16 protein-coding genes are annotated in these 16771 nt (G+C 64.2%); 6 read left to right on the top strand and 10 right to left on the bottom strand.

Annotated features, from left to right (window positions below; all coding sequences use genetic code 11):
- Positions 1-17: 17 nt before the first annotated feature.
- Positions 18-731: an alanyl-tRNA editing protein gene (locus PDMSB3_RS23810; protein WP_007176463.1), complete on the bottom strand. Its 714-nt coding sequence runs from the start codon at positions 729-731 to the stop codon at positions 18-20.
- A gap of 127 nt (positions 732-858) precedes the next feature.
- Positions 859-1635, bottom strand: coding sequence for an SDR family NAD(P)-dependent oxidoreductase (locus PDMSB3_RS23805; RefSeq protein WP_007176462.1), 777 nt, complete (start codon positions 1633-1635; stop codon positions 859-861).
- Positions 1636-1833: 198 nt separating this feature from the next.
- Here PDMSB3_RS23805 and PDMSB3_RS23800 point away from each other — a divergent pair, with 198 nt between their 5' ends.
- From PDMSB3_RS23800 to PDMSB3_RS23790, 3 genes are all read left to right on the top strand, one after another.
- Positions 1834-2421: a TetR/AcrR family transcriptional regulator gene (locus PDMSB3_RS23800; RefSeq protein ID WP_035517082.1), complete on the top strand. Its 588-nt coding sequence runs from the start codon at positions 1834-1836 to the stop codon at positions 2419-2421.
- Positions 2422-2612: 191 nt separating this feature from the next.
- Positions 2613-3617: an aliphatic sulfonate ABC transporter substrate-binding protein gene (locus PDMSB3_RS23795; RefSeq protein ID WP_007176460.1), complete on the top strand. Its 1005-nt coding sequence runs from the start codon at positions 2613-2615 to the stop codon at positions 3615-3617.
- A 134-nt stretch (positions 3618-3751) separates the two neighbouring features.
- Positions 3752-4369, top strand: coding sequence for a hypothetical protein (locus PDMSB3_RS23790; protein WP_232064312.1), 618 nt, complete (start codon positions 3752-3754; stop codon positions 4367-4369).
- A 77-nt stretch (positions 4370-4446) separates the two neighbouring features.
- Here the strand turns inward: PDMSB3_RS23790 and PDMSB3_RS23785 are convergent, their stop codons facing one another.
- The 7 genes from PDMSB3_RS23785 to PDMSB3_RS23755 all read right to left on the bottom strand — a co-directional run bounded on the left by PDMSB3_RS23785 (position 4447) and on the right by PDMSB3_RS23755 (position 12382).
- Complete coding sequence (locus PDMSB3_RS23785) at positions 4447-5316, bottom strand: alpha/beta fold hydrolase (protein ID WP_007176458.1); 870 nt, start codon at positions 5314-5316, stop codon at positions 4447-4449.
- A 100-nt stretch (positions 5317-5416) separates the two neighbouring features.
- Complete coding sequence (gene mhpT, locus PDMSB3_RS23780; RefSeq protein WP_007176457.1) at positions 5417-6655, bottom strand: 3-(3-hydroxy-phenyl)propionate transporter MhpT; 1239 nt, start codon at positions 6653-6655, stop codon at positions 5417-5419.
- 94 nt (positions 6656-6749) lie between these two features.
- Positions 6750-7766, bottom strand: a complete 1017-nt coding sequence (gene dmpG / locus PDMSB3_RS23775) for a 4-hydroxy-2-oxovalerate aldolase (protein WP_165187953.1) — start codon at positions 7764-7766, stop codon at positions 6750-6752.
- A gap of 13 nt (positions 7767-7779) precedes the next feature.
- The gene (locus PDMSB3_RS23770; protein ID WP_007176455.1) at positions 7780-8721 is read right to left on the bottom strand and encodes an acetaldehyde dehydrogenase (acetylating); all 942 of its coding nucleotides are present in this window, start codon (positions 8719-8721) and stop codon (positions 7780-7782) included.
- Positions 8722-8745: 24 nt separating this feature from the next.
- Complete coding sequence (locus PDMSB3_RS23765) at positions 8746-9552, bottom strand: fumarylacetoacetate hydrolase family protein (RefSeq protein WP_165187951.1); 807 nt, start codon at positions 9550-9552, stop codon at positions 8746-8748.
- Between the two features lie 18 nt (positions 9553-9570).
- Complete coding sequence (locus tag PDMSB3_RS23760) at positions 9571-10521, bottom strand: 3-carboxyethylcatechol 2,3-dioxygenase (protein ID WP_165187949.1); 951 nt, start codon at positions 10519-10521, stop codon at positions 9571-9573.
- 1 nt (position 10522) lies between these two features.
- Entirely contained in the window at positions 10523-12382 is a 1860-nt protein-coding gene (locus PDMSB3_RS23755) for a bifunctional 3-(3-hydroxy-phenyl)propionate/3-hydroxycinnamic acid hydroxylase (RefSeq protein WP_007176452.1), read from the bottom strand.
- Positions 12383-12631: 249 nt separating this feature from the next.
- Here PDMSB3_RS23755 and PDMSB3_RS23750 point away from each other — a divergent pair, with 249 nt between their 5' ends.
- From PDMSB3_RS23750 to PDMSB3_RS23740, 3 genes are all read left to right on the top strand, one after another.
- The gene (locus PDMSB3_RS23750; RefSeq protein ID WP_165187947.1) at positions 12632-13444 is read left to right on the top strand and encodes a DNA-binding transcriptional regulator; all 813 of its coding nucleotides are present in this window, start codon (positions 12632-12634) and stop codon (positions 13442-13444) included.
- A gap of 207 nt (positions 13445-13651) precedes the next feature.
- On the top strand, positions 13652-13942 hold the full coding sequence (locus tag PDMSB3_RS23745; protein ID WP_007176449.1) for a hypothetical protein: 291 nt from the start codon (positions 13652-13654) through the stop codon (positions 13940-13942).
- A gap of 401 nt (positions 13943-14343) precedes the next feature.
- Complete coding sequence (locus PDMSB3_RS23740) at positions 14344-15027, top strand: glutathione S-transferase family protein (RefSeq protein ID WP_197740272.1); 684 nt, start codon at positions 14344-14346, stop codon at positions 15025-15027.
- Between the two features lie 73 nt (positions 15028-15100).
- Here PDMSB3_RS23740 and norR read toward each other — a convergent pair whose 3' ends face one another.
- Positions 15101-16693 carry a nitric oxide reductase transcriptional regulator NorR gene (gene norR, locus PDMSB3_RS23735; protein WP_165189604.1) on the bottom strand — a complete coding sequence of 531 codons (1593 nt, stop codon included), beginning with the start codon at positions 16691-16693 and terminating at the stop codon, positions 15101-15103.
- Positions 16694-16771: the final 78 nt, after the last annotated feature.

Below are 16771 nucleotides of genomic sequence, written 5' to 3'. Positions count from 1 at the left end.
CGCGCTCCGTGTGCCCTTCAAACCAGCTCGATTCTGACCCGGCGATTGCGACGGCCCTTGTTCTCGATCTTCGCGATGCGGATGGGCCGCGACTGCGCGGTATTGGTAAGATGCGTGCCGCCGCACGCCTGCCGGTCCAGATCGCCGATTTCGACGATGCGCACCGTGCCGTCCGGCGTCGGCGGCGGAGCGACCGAGAGGCTGCGGATCAGACCTTGCGTGGCTTTCGCTTCGGCTGCGCTGACGTAGTAGACGCGCACCTCCATCGCGTTGCGGATCACCTCGTTGGCGGGTTCTTCCAGCAGGCGCAGCGCGTCATTATCCGCGTCGGGCAGATCGAAGTCCATGCGCGCGGTGCCGTCGGCGTTGATCTGCGCGCCGGTCACGAGCGCGCCGGCAAAGCGCTGATACACCAGCGCGTTGAGAATATGCGTAGCGGTATGGAGCTGGGCGACCGTGGCGCGGCGCGCAGCGTCGATAGCCACCTGCACATTGCCGGACAGTTCGAGCGGCTCGTCGAGCAGATGCCACAGCACGTCGCCTTCCGCCGCGACGCCGGTGATACGCACCGCGCCGTGCGCGTGCGTCAGCGTGGCCGCGTCCGACACCTGGCCGCCGCCGCCCGGATGCAACGCGGAACGGCCCAGCACGACCGCGCCCGGCCGTGCGGCGATCACGGCCGTTTCGAAGTCCAGCAGATCCGGCTGCTCATGGCAAAGATAATGCGGCACCTTGATGTCCTCGCAGGAATTGACTGAATATGCCTAAGCATAGCCAGTCCCGTGCGGGGCCGTCTTGGTTAAAAATGCCCTTCGGGCGGATCGCGGCGCCCCGCCGCGGACCCGGCTTCAATCCGCTTCAACCCTGGCGGAAAATCGGCGCACCCCACGGCGCGCCGATCGTGCCGCCATCCACGACGATCTCGGCGCCCGTCATTCCCGACGCGTCGCCGGACGCAAGGAAAAGCACCGCTGCCGCGACTTCTTCCGGCGTTGCGAGGCGGGCCATGGGAATACGCGGCGCAAACGCCTGTTCGGTTCCGTCGAGCGTCGCGCCTTCGCGCGCGCCACGCGTCCAGATCGGCGTACGCGTGCCGCCGGGAATCACCGTATTCACACGAATGCCGCGCTGCACGAGTTCCGACGCGAACACCTTCGCCATGCCCGTAATGCCGGCTTTGCTAGCGGAATACGCCGCCGCCCCCGGCGAACCGAGTTCGCGCATCACCGAGCCGTTCAACACCACCGCGCCGCCCGCGCTCATCAGCGGCAGTGCCGCTTGAACCGTCAGAAAAACCGCCGTCAGGTTGGTGCGAAGAATCGCCTCGAACGCGGCAGCCGAGGTGCCGCCGAGCGGCGTCGGCCCGGAGATGCCTGCGTTGGCGAAGACGATGTCGAGCGACCCGAAAGCGCCTTTGATCTGTTCGAACAGCGAGCCGATTGCCGCTTCGTCGTCGAGATTGGCCTGCACGCCCAGCGCGTTTTCGCCCAACTCCGTCACCGCCTGGTCGAGCTTCGCACGGTCGCGGCCCGTGATCACCACCCGCGCGCCTTCGGCGATCAGAAGTTTTGCCGTGACGAAACCAATGCCGCTATTCCCGCCAGTCACCAACGCTGTCTTTCCAGTGAAACGCATCATCTCTCTCCTTGATTGCGCCGCCCGCGCACCGGACATCACGGCGGCGCAGCGGCTGGAACGATTGAATCAAGCGGCAAAGCGCCGCTGCACGCGGACATCTCGCAAGACGCCCTTAGCCGGACAATCTGCATGTTGATCATCATGCACATTTTCAGTATTATGCTCATCATACAGATTGTCAAGAGGGTGACGGAAATGGGCTACTCGCAGGCGCAAAAAGCAGAAAGCCGGCAGCGCGTTCTGGAAACAGCCGCGCGGCAAATCCGGGAAGACGGGATCGAGTCGCTCGGCGTGGCGGACTGCATGCGGCGCGCCGGGCTCACGCATGGCGCGTTCTACGGCCACTTCGCTTCGCGTGACGCGCTGATCGTAGAGGCGTTGGAATATGCAGTCGCGCAGAGCGAGAAACGTATCGCGGCGTTGAACACGGGGTCGGGCGAGGCCGGATCAGCGAAGAAAGACCCGTTGCGGGCAATTGCCGACGTATTCCTCAGCGACCGTCATATCAGGAATCCCGGCAGCGGGTGCGCGCTGTGCGCGCTTGCCGGCGAAGCGCGGCATGCGGCACCGGAAATCCGCGAGCGTCTGACGCTTTACGTGCACAGGCTCGCGTCGCAAATAGCGCAGACGCTGGCGGGGCATAGCGAAAGCCTGGCGCTCGGCATCGTTGCGACCATTGTGGGCGCGGTGACGCTGGCGCGTGCTGTCGACGATCCCGAACTCGCCAGATCGATTCTTGCCGGATCGCTCGATCTGATCGTGGCACAAGGCGGCGACGCTTAACGGAAACGGCGCCCGCCTGCATTTGAAGACACCTGCGTGCAGTCGCACGCCGGGCGATTCTTCAAGGCTCTTGGTCCTTATGCGCTGGCGTTCGATGATTAGCTGAAACTGTCAGTTAGCGTCGCGCAGGGTCGTTGCTAGGATGGCCGATTGGCCTTCCCATTCAGACTCGACTCAAAGGACACTCATTCATGGCGCTGTTCACAAGACGGGCTTTCATTCGCGTCGCACTGGCTTCCTCGCTGACCACGATCGCGGCGCGGAGCAATGCGCAAACATCGGCCTCGAATGGCCAGCTGGTCGCGCTGCGGATCGGCTATCAGAAGTCGTCGACCCTGATCACGCTCCTCAAGGCACGCGGTTCGCTCGACAAGGCGCTGGCGCCGTTGGGCGTTCGCGTGTCATGGAATGAATTTTCGAGCGGCTTGCCCCTGACCGAAGCGCTTAATGTCGATGCCGTCGATTTCAGCGCCGACGTGGCGGACACCGTACCGATCTTCGCGCAAGCCGCGCATGCAAACTTCGTCTATGTCGCGCAGGAAGCGCCGTCGCCGGGCGCGCAGGCGATCATCGTCAAGCAGGACAGTGCGCTCCATACGCTCGCCGATCTCAAAGGCAAGCGCATTGCCGTGACCAAGGCCGCCGGCAGTCACTACCTGCTGCTTGCGGCGCTCATCAAGGCGGGCCTTACGCCCGCGGATGTCCGCATCAGCTACCTCACGCCGGCCGACGGCCGCGCCGCCTTCGAGCGCGGCAGCGTGGATGCGTGGATCACGTGGGATCCATACGTGGCATCCGTCGACCACGAGGCCGACGTGCGCATTCTCGCGGACGGCAAGGGGCTCGCTTCATATCAGCGCTACTACCTTGCATCGAACCGCTTCGCGACGGCGCACCCTGATGTCATCCAGATCGTATTCGACCAGTTGACGCAAGCCGGCGATTGGTTGCGCGCGCACCCTCAGGAAGCGGCCCAGACACTCGCGCCAATCTGGGGACTCGACGCCGCCACCATCGAACGTGCGAATGCGCGCCGCAGTTATGCGGTACGCCCTGTTCTTGCGCAGAATTTCGGCGAGCAGCAAAAGATCGCGGATACGTTTTTTCAGGCCGGATTGTTGCCTGCCAGGGTGGACACGGTGCAGGCGCAACGCTGGGACTTCGGGGCGAAACGCGCGGAGGCTGCGGGTAGCTGACACGCGGTGTCAAAACGGTGTCAAAACGTACGGAGAAAACCGAATAAATCGCGTTGCGGAACGCCGCTCCAAATGTTTTTGGACAGTCGATTATCATGATTCGATCACCTCACTCGAACGACTCGGTGTTGGATATGACGAATACAGGCAAGGCTTTGATAATCGCGCTGGTTCTGGTGGATCTGGGATTCATCGCTTACCAGTTGCTCCCGAAAGGCGAGCGCTCCGAAGCGGCGTCCGCCGCGGTAACGGCCGACTCCGCCACTACGGCGGCGGTCGATCCGCGATTGGACGGCACGCATGTAACCGCCGGCAACGTGGTCTCCACTACGCCGTCTGCGAACAGTACGGGCGAGATCGCGGGCGCGCCGTTGGCGTCCCAATCCGGCTCCGTCACCAACGAGGCGGAAACGGCCGCAAAGCCGCCAGGACAGCGCCATAAACAGGTTCGCGCGGCCGGACCGACCGAAACGCGCGAATCGGTGACGGCGCAGCCGGTCAACCGCGCACGTGACGACCTGAGCCGCCACGGCTCGAATGCCGTCGCGGCGGCCATGACGGAACAGCTCGTCAGGGAGTCTTCCAAACCCGATCCGTCGCTGCCGCTGCCGCCGCCAATCCAGGCCGCGCCGGGCAGCCAGGATCACGGCGGGTCGAACCCCGTTGCCGCCGCGATAACGCAGGAACTGGTGCGGGAATCCGCACGCGTCAATCCAGCCCCGCAGACACCCGCACCGGGCGGCACGCAGTAAGACCGTAGTCCGAAATAACCGGATGGCGGCGCCCATGCGTGGGCAGCCGAGTCTCGCCGACGTGCGCGCGGCAAGCTTCAGTGCGCGAGAAAGTCCACCACCATACGGTTGAATTTCTCCGCATGTTCCCACTGCGCCCAGTGTCCGCAGCGGCTGAAAATATGCATCTCGGCATTCTGCATACCCGCGACGAGGCGCAGACCCACATCCATCGGCACAAAGCGATCGTCGCGCCCCCAGATCACCAGCGTCGGCGCCGCAATCTCGCCGAGACGCGGGCCGAAGTCGTTGAACTGCTTCGGATTGGCCGCGAGACTCTTCACGAAGTTTTCCAGATGATCACGACGCGCCAGCATATTGTCGAGCCGCGCCTGCATCAGATCGTCGGTCAGCGCCCTGGCATCGAACACGAAGACGTTCATCATCCGCTTCAGGTTGTCGATTGTCGGTTCGCGATACAGGCCTTGCAGCAGCTTGATGCCTTCTGTCGGCATCGGCACGAACTGGCTGGGGCCGCCGGTTCCACCGCCCATCAGTACCAGTTTGCCGACACGCTGTGGATTGGCGAGCGCGAACGCCACGGCGCTATGACCGCCCATCGAATTGCCGATGATGTGCACGCGTTCAATGTCGAGCGCATCGAGCAAGCCCTTCAGCGAACGTGCGTTGAGTTCGGAGCGCGAGCCGTTGCACACGACCGGATCGCTTTTGCTCCAGCCCAGACAGTCCAGCAGGATGACCCGATAGCCCGCCGCGACGAGCGGCTCGACGTTGCGATTGAAGTTCGCCCAGCCGCTCGCACCCGGGCCCGAGCCGTGCAGCATCACCACGGTTTCGGCGCCCTGGCCGGCGTCGTTGTAGTGCAACTGCACTTCTCCTTCGCCTTCCTTGATACGCACGAATTTGCTGGTCGACGCTTCGGTGATTGCCGATACATTCGAGGTCATGTTGCTTTCCTTGATCTGAAGAGAATTGATTGGCTGCGCACACCGCTCAGTCGCGCGCGAGCAGCATTCGGCGGCGCTATTGCGCTATTGCGTCATTGCGTCATTGCGCGGCAACCGGCGCGTAGACCGGCGCCGGCTTGCCAACGGCGAGCCACGCCGCAACCGCCGCGACCGCGATCAACGGAATGCTCGCGCTCAGCAGCACAGATGCGCTCTGCCCGATCGCCAGCAACTGTCCGGCGATCAAAGGTCCGAGAATCGAGCCCATGCGCCCCACCGCCACGGCGGCGCCCACGCCGGTACCACGCACGTGCGTCGGATAGACGCTGCTCGCGAGCGCATACAGCACCGACTGTCCGCCGACCAGAAACAGACCCGCAAGCAAACCGCCGCACGCCATCGACACACCGCCGCTCGCCGCCACGAGCGCGGCCAACGCCGCGGCAATGCCCAGATACATGCCGGTCACGGTGCGACGCTTGCCGATGCGATCCATCAGGCTTGCGATCACGATCGCGCCGATGCCGCCGCCGATGTTGAACATCATCTGCACGACGCCCGATTGCACGCGCGTGAGTCCACGGCTCAGCACCAGCGACGGCAGCCAGTTGATCAGGAAGTACAGCACGATCAACGTGCCCAGATAGCTGATCCACAGCGCGACCGTCGTGCCGGCTCGCCCTTCCTTCCACAATGCCTGCGCGATGCCGGACGGCGCCTCGCCCAACCCACGCGAGCCGCCGGAGCGCGCGGCAACGAAATGCGCCGACTCGCGCATGAAGATCGCCAGCAACGGCAGCACCAGCAGCGGTCCCACGCCGCCGACGTAGAAGATATGCCGCCACCCCGCATCGCCCGGACTCACGATGCCGATCACCGCCGCGAGCGCCGCACCGAACGGCATGCCGCAATACATCGCGCCCACTGCCGTATTGCGTTGATCCGGCGAGGCCGCTTCCGAGCACAGCGCGATCAGGTTCGGCATTGCGGCGCCCAGACCGAGTCCCGTGAGAAAGCGCGCGGCCAGCAGACTGTTCAGGTCCCACACCTGCGTAGTGGCAATCGAGAAGATGCCGAACAGCGCGACCGAGAGCATCAGCACGCGCTTGCGGCCAAGCTTGTCGGCGAGCCGTCCGCCAATCGCCGCGCCGGGCAGCAGGCCGAGCGCGCCGATGCTGAATGCCCAGCCCATCTGCGCGACCGCGAGATGAAATTCGCGAGCCATGCGCGGCGCCGCGACGCCGGTCGATTGCAGATCCAGCCCTTCCAGTAACGCGACGATCAGGCATAGGCCGATCGTGACGGCACCGGTGGTGCGAGTATTGGTTGATCGCTGCATAAAAAGTCTCCAATGTGTTTTCAGCATCGCTCTTGGCGGCGATAACGCTGGGTGGTTGCCGGCGGCTCGGGCAGCCGCCAGGCTTCTAAAAAAGCTAGACGCCGGCCGCGCGTTTCAGGTCCAGCGCCACGTCGACGATCATGTCTTCCTGGCCGCCGACCATGCGCCGCTTGCCCAGCTCGACCAGAATGTCGACGGCTTTCAGGCCGTACTTCTTCGCGGCCACTTCGGAATGCCGCAGGAAGCTCGAATACACGCCCGCATAACCGAGCGCCAGGGTTTCACGGTCCACGCGTACCGGACGGTCCTGCAAGGGCCGCACGATATCGTCGGCGGCATCCATCAGCGTGTAGAGATCGGTGCCGTGGTGCCAGCCGGCGCGCTCGGCCGCGGCAATGAACACCTCCAGCGGCGCATTGCCCGCACCCGCGCCCATGCCCGCGAGACTCGCATCGATGCGGTCGCAACCTTCTTCCACCGCGACGAGCGAATTCGCGACGCCGAGGCTGAGGTTGTGGTGCGCGTGCATGCCGGTCTTGGTCTCCGGCTTCAGCACGGCCTTCAATGCGCGAAAGCGCGCACGCACGTCGTTCATGTTCATCGCGCCGCCGGAGTCGACCACGTAAATACACGTTGCTCCGTAGCTTTCCATCTTTTTCGCTTCGACGGCGAGGTTTTCCGGCGTGGTCATGTGGCTCATCATCAGGAAGCCGACCGTGTCCATGCCGAGTTCGCGCGCGTATTCGATATGCTGCTTCGAAATGTCAGCCTCGGTGCAATGCGTGGCGACCCGCACGATACGCGCGCCCGCCTGGTACGCCGCCTTCAGATCGTGAATCGTGCCGATGCCGGGCAACAGCAGCGTGGCGATCTGCGCGTGCCCGACCACGTCGGCGACCGCTTCGATCCACTCGAGGTCGCTATGCGCGCCGAAGCCGTAGTTGAAACTCGACCCTTGCAGACCGTCGCCATGCGCGACTTCGATACTGTCCACCTTTGCGTTGTCGAGCGCGCGAGCGATCTGCTGCACGTTGTCGATCGAATACTGATGACGGATCGCGTGACTGCCGTCGCGCAGCGTCACGTCGGAGATATAGAGTTTCCTGTCCATGAGAAGCGTCTCCTTAAGCCTGCACGAGGGATTGCGCCATGCGCTCCGCGGTCGCGAGCGCGGCCGAGGTCATGATGTCGAGATTGCCCGCATACGCCGGCAGATAATGCGCCGCGCCTTCGACCTCGATGAACACCGAGGTCTTCAAACCGCTGAAGCGGCCAAGGCCCGGAATGTTCAACGGCACGTCGGCGGCGATTTCGTCGAACTGCACTTTCTGCTTCAGACGGTAGCCGGGCACGTACGCATGCACGGCAGCGGCCATCGCTTCGATCGAGGCTTCCACCTGCGCGCGGTCGGCGAGATCCGACAGCACGTAGACCGTGTCGCGCATCATCACCGGCGGCTCGGCCGGATTGAGCACAATGATCGCTTTGCCTTTGGCCGCGCCGCCCACGGCTTCGATCGCCTTCGAGGTGGTTTCGGTGAACTCGTCGATATTCGCGCGCGTGCCGGGACCGGCCGACCTGCTGCTGATCGACGCGACGATTTCCGCGTAGTGCACCTTCGCCACGCGCGAGACCGCGGCCACCATCGGAATCGTTGCCTGACCGCCGCACGTCACCATGTTGACGTTGCGGCTGTCCAGATGTGCGTCGAGATTCACGACCGGCACGCAGTACGGCCCGATCGCGGCAGGCGTCAGATCGATCAGCCGGATGCCAGGTTTCAGCGCGCGCAGGAACGCGTCGTTCTTCACATGTGCGCCGGCCGAGGTGGCGTCGAACACGAAGTCGATGTCCTCGAACACCGGCAGGCGCGTCAGCCCTTCCACGCCTTCGTGCGTAGTGGCGACGCCGAGCCGCGCAGCGCGCGCGAGACCGTCGGACGCCGCGTCGATACCGACCATTGCCGCCATCTCCAGGTGCTCGCTGTGCCGCATGATCTTGATCATCAGATCGGTGCCGATGTTGCCGGAGCCGATGATCGCGGCCTTGAGTTTTTCGCTTGCCATGTGAGTCCTCAGTCGGATGATTGCTTATGCGGAGAAAATCGCGCGAGCGCTGCCGAGGCCTTCGATCTGCGCGCTGAACGTGCCGGGCTGCGTCACCGCGACCATCGGGCCGAGCGCGCCGGTCATGAGGACGTCGCCGGCTCGCAGCGGCGTGCCGAGTTGCTGCAGCCGGTCCGCGAGCCACACGGCGGCGTTCAGCGGATTGCCGAGACACGCAGCGCCGTTGCCGCGCGAGAGCGTTTCGGCATCGTTCGAAAGGGTCATCGCGCAAGCCGAGAGATCGACGTCGCGCAGCAGCACGGGGCGGCTGCCGAGCACGAAGCGCGCGCTCGACGCGTTGTCCGCGACCGTATCGACGAAGCGGATATTCCAGCCCTCGATGCGGCTGTCCACGACTTCGATTGCGGCGACCGCGTACGCCGTCGCGCGAATCAGGTCGGCGTAGGTGTGCTTTTCATGCGTGAGATCGTGTTCGAGTACGAGCGCGATTTCCGCTTCGACCTTCGGCTGGATCAGTTCGCCGAGCGGCACCGGCTGGTTGTCGCCATACGCCATCGACGCGAACAGCGCGCCGAAGTCCGGTTGATCGACGCCGAGCTGCCGTTGCACCGCGGGGGAAGTCAGGCCGATCTTGCGGCCGACAATACGCTCGCCGGCGGCCACTCGCGCCTCGACGTTGACCTGTTGCACTGCATACGCGAGGCCGGCGGCGTCGGCTGCGTTCAGATGGGCGAAGCGCTCGTCGTCGCGCAACGGCGCGATGGTCTGACGCGTGTGTTCGGATTCGTGCAACCGCAGGGCCAGCGCTTCAGCATTGCTTCGATGGTTCATATCGGGTTCCGTGATTCGTCAGGCGGTTTCGGCAATGGGCCGCGCGTGCATCGCGCCGAAGCCCGCGATCCACTCGGGGATCGGCCGGTAGTAATCGAGCGTGGCGCGATAAGGTCCGTACGCCTGCAGCGCGCCGAATGCGGCGATCCACGTGCGGACCTCGTGCGCGGACTTGCCTGCCTCGCGCGTGATCGCGGTATCGGTGAAGCCGTCGAGCGCGGGCAATTCCCCTTCTTCGAGCAGCTTCAGGAACGCGCGGTCCCATTCGGGATTCAGCGGATGCAGGCGGCTGTCGCCCGCGGCGAACGCGCGGGCCGCCGCGACAGTGCGGGCCTGGCGCGCCGCCCGGGCTTCCGGCGATGGATTGCGGCCAGCGATCAGACGCTCGGCGACTTCGTCCGTGGCGCCCGCCAGTTCGGGCACCGGCGGCTCGTGCGAAATGCCGCCGGAGCCGATCACCAGCACGCGTTGACCGGACCGCGCGAGGCTGCGGCCCAGCGCGTCGCCGAGCAAACGCGCACGGCGGCACGACGCCATAGGCGGCGCGACCGAGTTGATGAACACCGGCACGATCGGATAACGGTCCAGTGAGCCGGTGAGAATCTCCAGCGCCTGCGCGCAACCGTGGTCGACCTGCATCCGGTACGACAGGGCAACGTCGACGTCGGCGGCGAGCACGGCTTGCGCGAGATCGAGCGCGATGTCGGCGGGGACCGCAAGCTGGCCCGCCAGACTGCCGAAGTCGCCAACCGCGCTCGCCGAAGCGCCGATGCAGAACGGCGGCATCACGTCGTAGAAGAAACCGTTGTAGTGGTCCGGCGCGAACACGACGACCAGTTGCGGATCGAAGGCCGCAACACGTGCGCGCGCCGCCGCGTGAATCCGCCCGACTTCCTCGACGACGTCCGGCGCCGGATCGCAGTAGCCGCTAAGCGGCGTGTGGGAAAGACATTCGAGCAACACCGGCATGTCAGGCTCCGGTCGCAACGGCCGCGATGGCCGCGACGCTTTCCGACGCGACGGCCCGCTCAGGCACCGCAAGCTTCACCGCGGGCCACTCGCCCGGCTTCAGCGAGAGCTTGACGGCAAGTTCGCCGATGCAGTCCGACACCTGTTGCGGCGTGCACATACCCGCGACGAAACGATCGGGCCGCAGCAACACGACCGACTCCGGCACACGTGCGAACCACTCCTTCAGCCGACCCTGCACATCGCCGATGGCGATCACGCCCTCCGGCACGTCGTCATGAAAAGCCAGCTGATTGTCGGGCTTGGCGAGCACGAAACAGCCGCCGAGGCGTTGCCACGTTTCGCGCGCAAGCGGCGACAACCCGAAGGTGGGATCCGAGCCCCAGCCGATAATCGCAAAGCGACTGCCGAGCACGTCGTCCAGACGCACGACGTTGCCGTCCACTGTGCGTACACGAGGCTGAATGAACATGCGCCCAACCGGCGAGTGACACAACGGATCACGGCCGTACACGAGGCGGCCGAGCAGCGACTCGCGCTTCTCGCTCATCAGGCCGAGCAGCCGGCCGGGCGCGGAATGACCGGAGCGTTCCAGCACGCGAGCCAGCACGCCATGCTTGCGTTTGCGCTCCGCCAGCAGGACCACACCCGTTTCGTAGCGCGGCATCGGCTTGAAACGCATCTCCACGAAGTAGCGCTTCATGGCGGGGACCACGTTGAAGGTCCGCACGAAGGCGTCGCGGAATTTGATGCCGAAGCGGCTCGTCGGCGCGAAGATGTCGCCCGCCACTTCCGAGAGATGGATCATCGAGCGGGCGTGAGCGCGGCGCTCCGCCGTGTAGGTGTCGAGTAACGCGTCGCCGGCGATCTGCTTGACCACCATTGCCAGCTTCCAGCCGAGATTGCTAGCGTCGCGAATCCCGCTGTTGTAGCCCTGCCCTTGCCAGACCGGCATGATGTGCGCGGCGTCGCCGGCCAGCAGCACGCGGTCCACGCGGAAGGTGCTGGCGAGCCGCGCATTGTGCGTATAGACACGCTTGCGGATGTAGTCCACCTTCTGCGGATCGGCCACCACCTTGCGGATCAGCGCAGCCATGTTCTCCGGCTTCGACAGTTCCTCTTCGGTTTCTCCCGGCATGACCATGAATTCGAAGCGGCGAATGCCGTGCGGCAACGCCGCCGACACGTACGGCCGTTCTGGATCGCAATGCATGTAGATGTGCGGCGAGCCGATCGGGTCATTACGCACATCCACCACGATCCATTGATTCGGTTTCGTACGTCCCTCGAAAGGCACGTCGAGCATGCGGCGCACGAAGCTGTTGCCGCCGTCCGCGCCGACCATGTACGACGCGCGCACCGTGCGGCGGCGGCCTCTCTCGTCCTCCGCCTCGATCGTCACGCCGGTCGCGTCCTGCGTGAACCCGCTCACGCTGGTGCCGAACAGCACCTGGACATGCGGGAAGCGGCGCAGCCCTTCGTACAGCACACGATCAGCGAGCGGCTGGATGAATGCATTGCGGCGCGACCAGCCGAATTCGTCGGTGCGCGGTTCGATCGACGCGAAGCAATGACCGGTGTGCGTGACGAAGCGCATCCAGTGGTCAGGCGTGGTGTGCGGCAACAGCACGTCGGCGAGGCCGACCGATTGGAACACGCGCAGCGCTTCGTCGTCGAGACCGATGGCGCGCGGATAGTCGATGATCTGTTCGAGCTTTTCCAGCACCACCACGCGCACGCCCTGCAAGCCCAGGTAATTGGCGATCATCAAACCAACGGGACCGGCACCGATAATCGCCACGTCGGCGGACACGGTTTCGCAGCGGCGGCTCGCGGCCACCGGATCATTCGATGAGGGCATACTGTCTCCTTTCCCGCGAGCGGCCGAACGCGCCGCCGCTTCAGATAGCGGACTTGTTTGAAATATCCAGGGAGAGCACGGCGTGACGATTGCGTATCGCCATGGCGAAAAAGTCGCGCATGAGATGCGGCATCTCGCGTCTCCATGAATCGTTGATTTGCTCGCAGTCTAGGACTCGCGCCGTACGGCCTCAACAATTTGTGAGAAATGTGCATAGAATGCACATGGTTGATTTAATGAGGTTTTCTGGTGACAAAATACACAAGCGTGCGGGGGCTCGCGCGCGGCCTGCAGGTGCTGCAGGCGCTCAATTCCGTGGAAAGCGGCCGCGCCACCAGCCAGCAGATCAGCGATCTGACCGGACTGCATCGCACCACCGTGCGACGACTGCTGGAGACGTTGATGGAGCAAGGTTTCGTGCGGCGCAGCGCGTCGGACGACAGTTTCCGCCTGACGCTGCAGGTTCGTTCGTTGAGCGAAGGTTTTACGGACAACGAACGGATTGCAATGATCGCACCGCCGATCATGGGACAATTGCTGCAGCGCGTTGCGTGGCCTTCGGACCTCACTACGCCGGACGGCGACGCGATGATCATCCGCGAAACGACGCACCGCTTCAGTCCGCTCTCGTTTCACCGTTCGATGGTCGGGCGCCGTTTGCCGATTCTGCTGACCGCTGCCGGGCGTGCCTACTTTGCGATGTGCCCCGACGGCGAGCGCGAGGACATTCTCGAATTGCTGCGCTCGGGCGTGGGCGGTGAGGAGCAGAAAGCGCTCGCCGCCAACGACACGTTGATAAAGAGCCTCGTGAAACGGGTGCGCACGGACGGCTTCGGCTCCAATCACGGCGACTGGTCCGCGCAAAGCAAGATCGGCGCGGTCGCCGTTGCGATCGTCTCGCGCGAACGTGTGCTGGCGAGTCTGAATGTGGTGTTTCTTTCGCGGGCGGTGACGCTCGCGGAGGCGAAACGACGCTACGTGCCGGAGCTCCAGACCGCAGTGCGCGAGATGGTTGCCGCGCTCGAATCGCAGGATGAGTCGGGTGGAAAGAAGCCGGAGTGAAGGACGTGGCGCCGGCGGGGTTCCTGCGTATATTCACTGCCGTTTACCCTTTGCCGTTCGCCGCTTACCGCGCGCCTATTCTTCAGCGGAATACTCGACGCCCCAACCACCGCAGATTGACCAAAAAACAGGCTTCTGTTCGCCGGATTGAAACCCACCGTGCAGGCGCACACTGACATCGTGCCAATCGCGCAAAAGGAGCCTCAAATGTCTTCCCGCCACGACAAAAACGACGAGTTCGAAATCGGCCTGCCGGCTGTTTCGACGACTGAATGGACGAGCCCGGTGCCGGGCGCTGACGCCGATACGATGCGCGGGCTGCACCTCGCATCGGAAAGCGTGTTGTGCCTCGCAACGCAGACTTACGACGCGGTTGCGCGCGGCGACGCGGCGGGTGCGCAAGCGGCGCGCGCCTCGCTCGAACAGCAATTGGCACTGGCCACGCGCCTGATCGACGAGCTTCTGCTCGACGGCGCCGGCCCGCACACGACGCATTGACCGGCCGGCAGGCCGGACAGCACCAATCGCAGTCTCAACTTCTGAAAACTGAAATGAGCGCTCTGACGGTAGTTCTCTGCATCTGGTTCATGGTGGCCGTTTGTGCCGTTCTCTTCATTCGCGGCGCCAACCCGCGCGTAGGGCGTCCCCGCAAGGCGCCGCAAAAGCGCCCGGCGCGCTTTTCGATCGCGGAGTAACAGCGCGCTGGCGGCAGCGATTCGCTCGTGACAACACGTGCGAATTCTTCGAACGATCTCATCGGAATAGTTGTACGGCAAACGCGGCCCGGCGGCCCATCATCACCACAGGTCGCAACGACCCGGCCGCCATCGCAGCGTAAGTGCGACCGGCAATGTGCCGCACGGCCGTCATTTGCGTAGCCCTATTCCACGGAGATCGTCATGCTGAAGTTTTACTTCCACCCCTCGCCGAACCCGATGAAAGTCGCGTTGATGCTCGAAGAACTGCAGACCCCGTTCGAGTTGATCGCGGTCGACACGTTCAGGGGCGAGCAACATCGCCGCGAGTTTCGCGAGATCAACCCGAACGCAAAAGTCCCCGCGATTACCGACGACGGCGTGACCGTGTTCGATTCGCACGCCGTCTTGCTGCACCTCGCGGCGAAACACGAGCGCTTCCTGCCGACATCGGCTGCCGAGCGTGCGCAGGCCTTGTCGTGGCTGATGTTCGTCGCGACCGGACTGTCGCCGTTTTCGGGCCAGGCGGTGCACTTTCTGCATCACGCGCCGACGCCGCTGCCCTATGCGCGCAATCGCTATCTGAAGGAAGTCGAGCGCCACTATCGCGTGCTGGACGAACGCCTCGCGACGTCGAAGTATCTGGCCGGCGATACTTATTCGGTCGCGGATATCGCACTGTGGGGCTGGGCCAACTTCGCCGGCTACATTCTCGGCGAAGCGGGTTTGAGCGCGTATCCGAACGTAAAGCGCGTGGTGGACGAAATCTCCGTGCGTCCCGCCGCGGCACGCGCACAGGCCTTGAAGAACAAGCTGACGCTGAAAGCCGAGTTCGATGAAGAAACACGCCGCGCGCTGTTTCCACAAAACGAAGAAATGACCGCTTGAGCGTCCTGCTGTTGGACATGCCGCGCAACCTGTTGCCACTTTGCGGCGGTTGCGCGGCCAGGCATATTGCGGGTTATTTGAGGCCAAGCCGTTTGGCCAACCGGTTCAGATTCGCCCGATCGAGACCGAGTTCGCGCGCAACCGCTGCCCAATTCCGGTTGTGGCGCGCCAATGCGTCGAGAACGGTGGTCCGCTCGAACTCGGTCACCGCGCTGCGGAAGTCCTTCACGCCGGTCCCGGCCGGATCGGCGGGCATTTGACTTGTGGTTTCGTCCGGTGCGGCCGACAGCGCGAAGTCGGTGGCGGTCAACGTCAGAATCCGACGGCGCTCGCGATTCGCGGCTAGCGCCTTGAGCGCGCTCCGCCCGATCAGATGCTCGAGTTCACGCACGTTGCCCGGCCACGGATAATGCAGCAGCGCGGCTTGCGCATCCGCCGCGAGACGCAGGCTCAGCAGCCCGAGCCGGGAGCGATTCTCTTCAAGGAAAAAACCTGCGAGAAGCAGCACATCGCGGCCGCGTTCGCGCAGCGGCGGCACGCGTAACGGATAGACGCTGAGACGATGATAGAGGTCCGCGCGAAAGCGCCCCGCGCGCACCTCTTCGGCGAGATCGCGATTGGTGGCCGCGATCAGCCGCACGTCGACCTTGTGTTCGTGGTCCGAGCCGATCCGCTGCAACTGGCCGTTCTGCAGAACCCGCAACAGCTTGGCCTGCACGAGAAGCGGCAGTTCTCCCACCTCGTCGAGAAACATCGTTCCGCCATCCGCCAGTTCGAATTTGCCGCGCCGGTCCGACGACGCGCCGGAGAATGCGCCCCGCACATGCCCGAACAGTTCACTCTCGACCAGCGTGTCGGGCAGCGCGGCGCAATTCAGACTGACGAGCGGCTTATTCGCGCGCGACGAGAGCGCATGAATTGCGTTGGCCACGAGTTCTTTGCCGACGCCTGTCTCGCCGGTGATCAGCACGGTCAGATCACTGCCGGCGACAACCTCGATCTCCTGCATCAACTGCGTGTGGGCTTCACTGCTGCCGATCATCTCACGCCGACTCTGGCTACTCGCCTGCCGGTAGGCCTCCGCGCGCCGCCTCTCCGCCTCGCCGCTGCGCGCCAGCGTATCGATCCGCTCGACGACACTCACCGTAGCCGCTGCAAGACTCAGAAACGCCTGTAGCGAGGCCATGTCGATGCGATCGAAGCGCGCCGGGTCCAATGCATCGAGCGTGAGCAAACCCCACGGCCGGCCGCGAACAAACAGCGGACAGCCGAGGCAATCGTGAACTTCGAGATGCCCGGTGGCGCCTTGCACGAGGCCGTCGTAGGGATCCGGCAAATCGGAGTCGGCGGCGAAACGCGTCGGCTCCGAGCGCGACAGAAGTTGCTCGAAGCGCGGATGGTCGGTGACACGAAAGCGCCGCCCAAGCGTATCGCTGCTCAAACCGTCGATCGCGAGCGGCACCAGCGTGTCGCCTTCCAGACGCAACAACGCCGCCGCGTCGCCGGGAAACAGCGTCCGCAGGCTGCTGAGCAAACGGCGGTAACGCTCGCGGTCGGACAGGTCGCGCGAGAGATCGAGGATCAGGGGCGTGAGGACGTCGAGCAGTGCCTGCGCAGTCAGATCGACTCCGTCTGGAGTCTTTGCGACCAGGGTCGAATTGACCATCATCGAATTCAGATCGTTGATTTATTTGCATTTTATACCTGGCACGAAACATGGATAGAAAAGCACGACAGTCGATGC

The organism is Paraburkholderia dioscoreae (genome assembly GCF_902459535.1).
GTDB classification, from domain to species: domain Bacteria; phylum Pseudomonadota; class Gammaproteobacteria; order Burkholderiales; family Burkholderiaceae; genus Paraburkholderia; species Paraburkholderia dioscoreae.
The sequence above is the reverse complement of the archived record's forward strand: the minus strand, read 5'-3'. Positions and strand labels throughout refer to the sequence as shown.

What these genes read in the sequence shown, in the direction of transcription:
- PDMSB3_RS23745 (WP_007176449.1), top strand. Translation starts at nt 13,652, where the DNA reads ATGTCTTCCCGCCACGACAAAAACGACGAGTTCGAAATCGGCCTGCCG.
- PDMSB3_RS23805 (WP_007176462.1), bottom strand. Translation starts at nt 1,635, where the DNA reads ATGCGTTTCACTGGAAAGACAGCGTTGGTGACTGGCGGGAATAGCGGC.
- PDMSB3_RS23760 (WP_165187949.1), bottom strand. Translation starts at nt 10,521, where the DNA reads ATGCCGGTGTTGCTCGAATGTCTTTCCCACACGCCGCTTAGCGGCTAC.
- PDMSB3_RS23755 (WP_007176452.1), bottom strand. Translation starts at nt 12,382, where the DNA reads ATGCCCTCATCGAATGATCCGGTGGCCGCGAGCCGCCGCTGCGAAACC.
- PDMSB3_RS23765 (WP_165187951.1), bottom strand. Translation starts at nt 9,552, where the DNA reads ATGAACCATCGAAGCAATGCTGAAGCGCTGGCCCTGCGGTTGCACGAA.
- dmpG (WP_165187953.1), bottom strand. Translation starts at nt 7,766, where the DNA reads ATGGACAGGAAACTCTATATCTCCGACGTGACGCTGCGCGACGGCAGT.
- PDMSB3_RS23795 (WP_007176460.1), top strand. Translation starts at nt 2,613, where the DNA reads ATGGCGCTGTTCACAAGACGGGCTTTCATTCGCGTCGCACTGGCTTCC.
- mhpT (WP_007176457.1), bottom strand. Translation starts at nt 6,655, where the DNA reads ATGCAGCGATCAACCAATACTCGCACCACCGGTGCCGTCACGATCGGC.
- norR (WP_165189604.1), bottom strand. Translation starts at nt 16,693, where the DNA reads ATGGTCAATTCGACCCTGGTCGCAAAGACTCCAGACGGAGTCGATCTG.
- PDMSB3_RS23785 (WP_007176458.1), bottom strand. Translation starts at nt 5,316, where the DNA reads ATGACCTCGAATGTATCGGCAATCACCGAAGCGTCGACCAGCAAATTC.
- PDMSB3_RS23790 (WP_232064312.1), top strand. Translation starts at nt 3,752, where the DNA reads ATGACGAATACAGGCAAGGCTTTGATAATCGCGCTGGTTCTGGTGGAT.
- PDMSB3_RS23770 (WP_007176455.1), bottom strand. Translation starts at nt 8,721, where the DNA reads ATGGCAAGCGAAAAACTCAAGGCCGCGATCATCGGCTCCGGCAACATC.
- PDMSB3_RS23800 (WP_035517082.1), top strand. Translation starts at nt 1,834, where the DNA reads ATGGGCTACTCGCAGGCGCAAAAAGCAGAAAGCCGGCAGCGCGTTCTG.
- PDMSB3_RS23740 (WP_197740272.1), top strand. Translation starts at nt 14,344, where the DNA reads ATGCTGAAGTTTTACTTCCACCCCTCGCCGAACCCGATGAAAGTCGCG.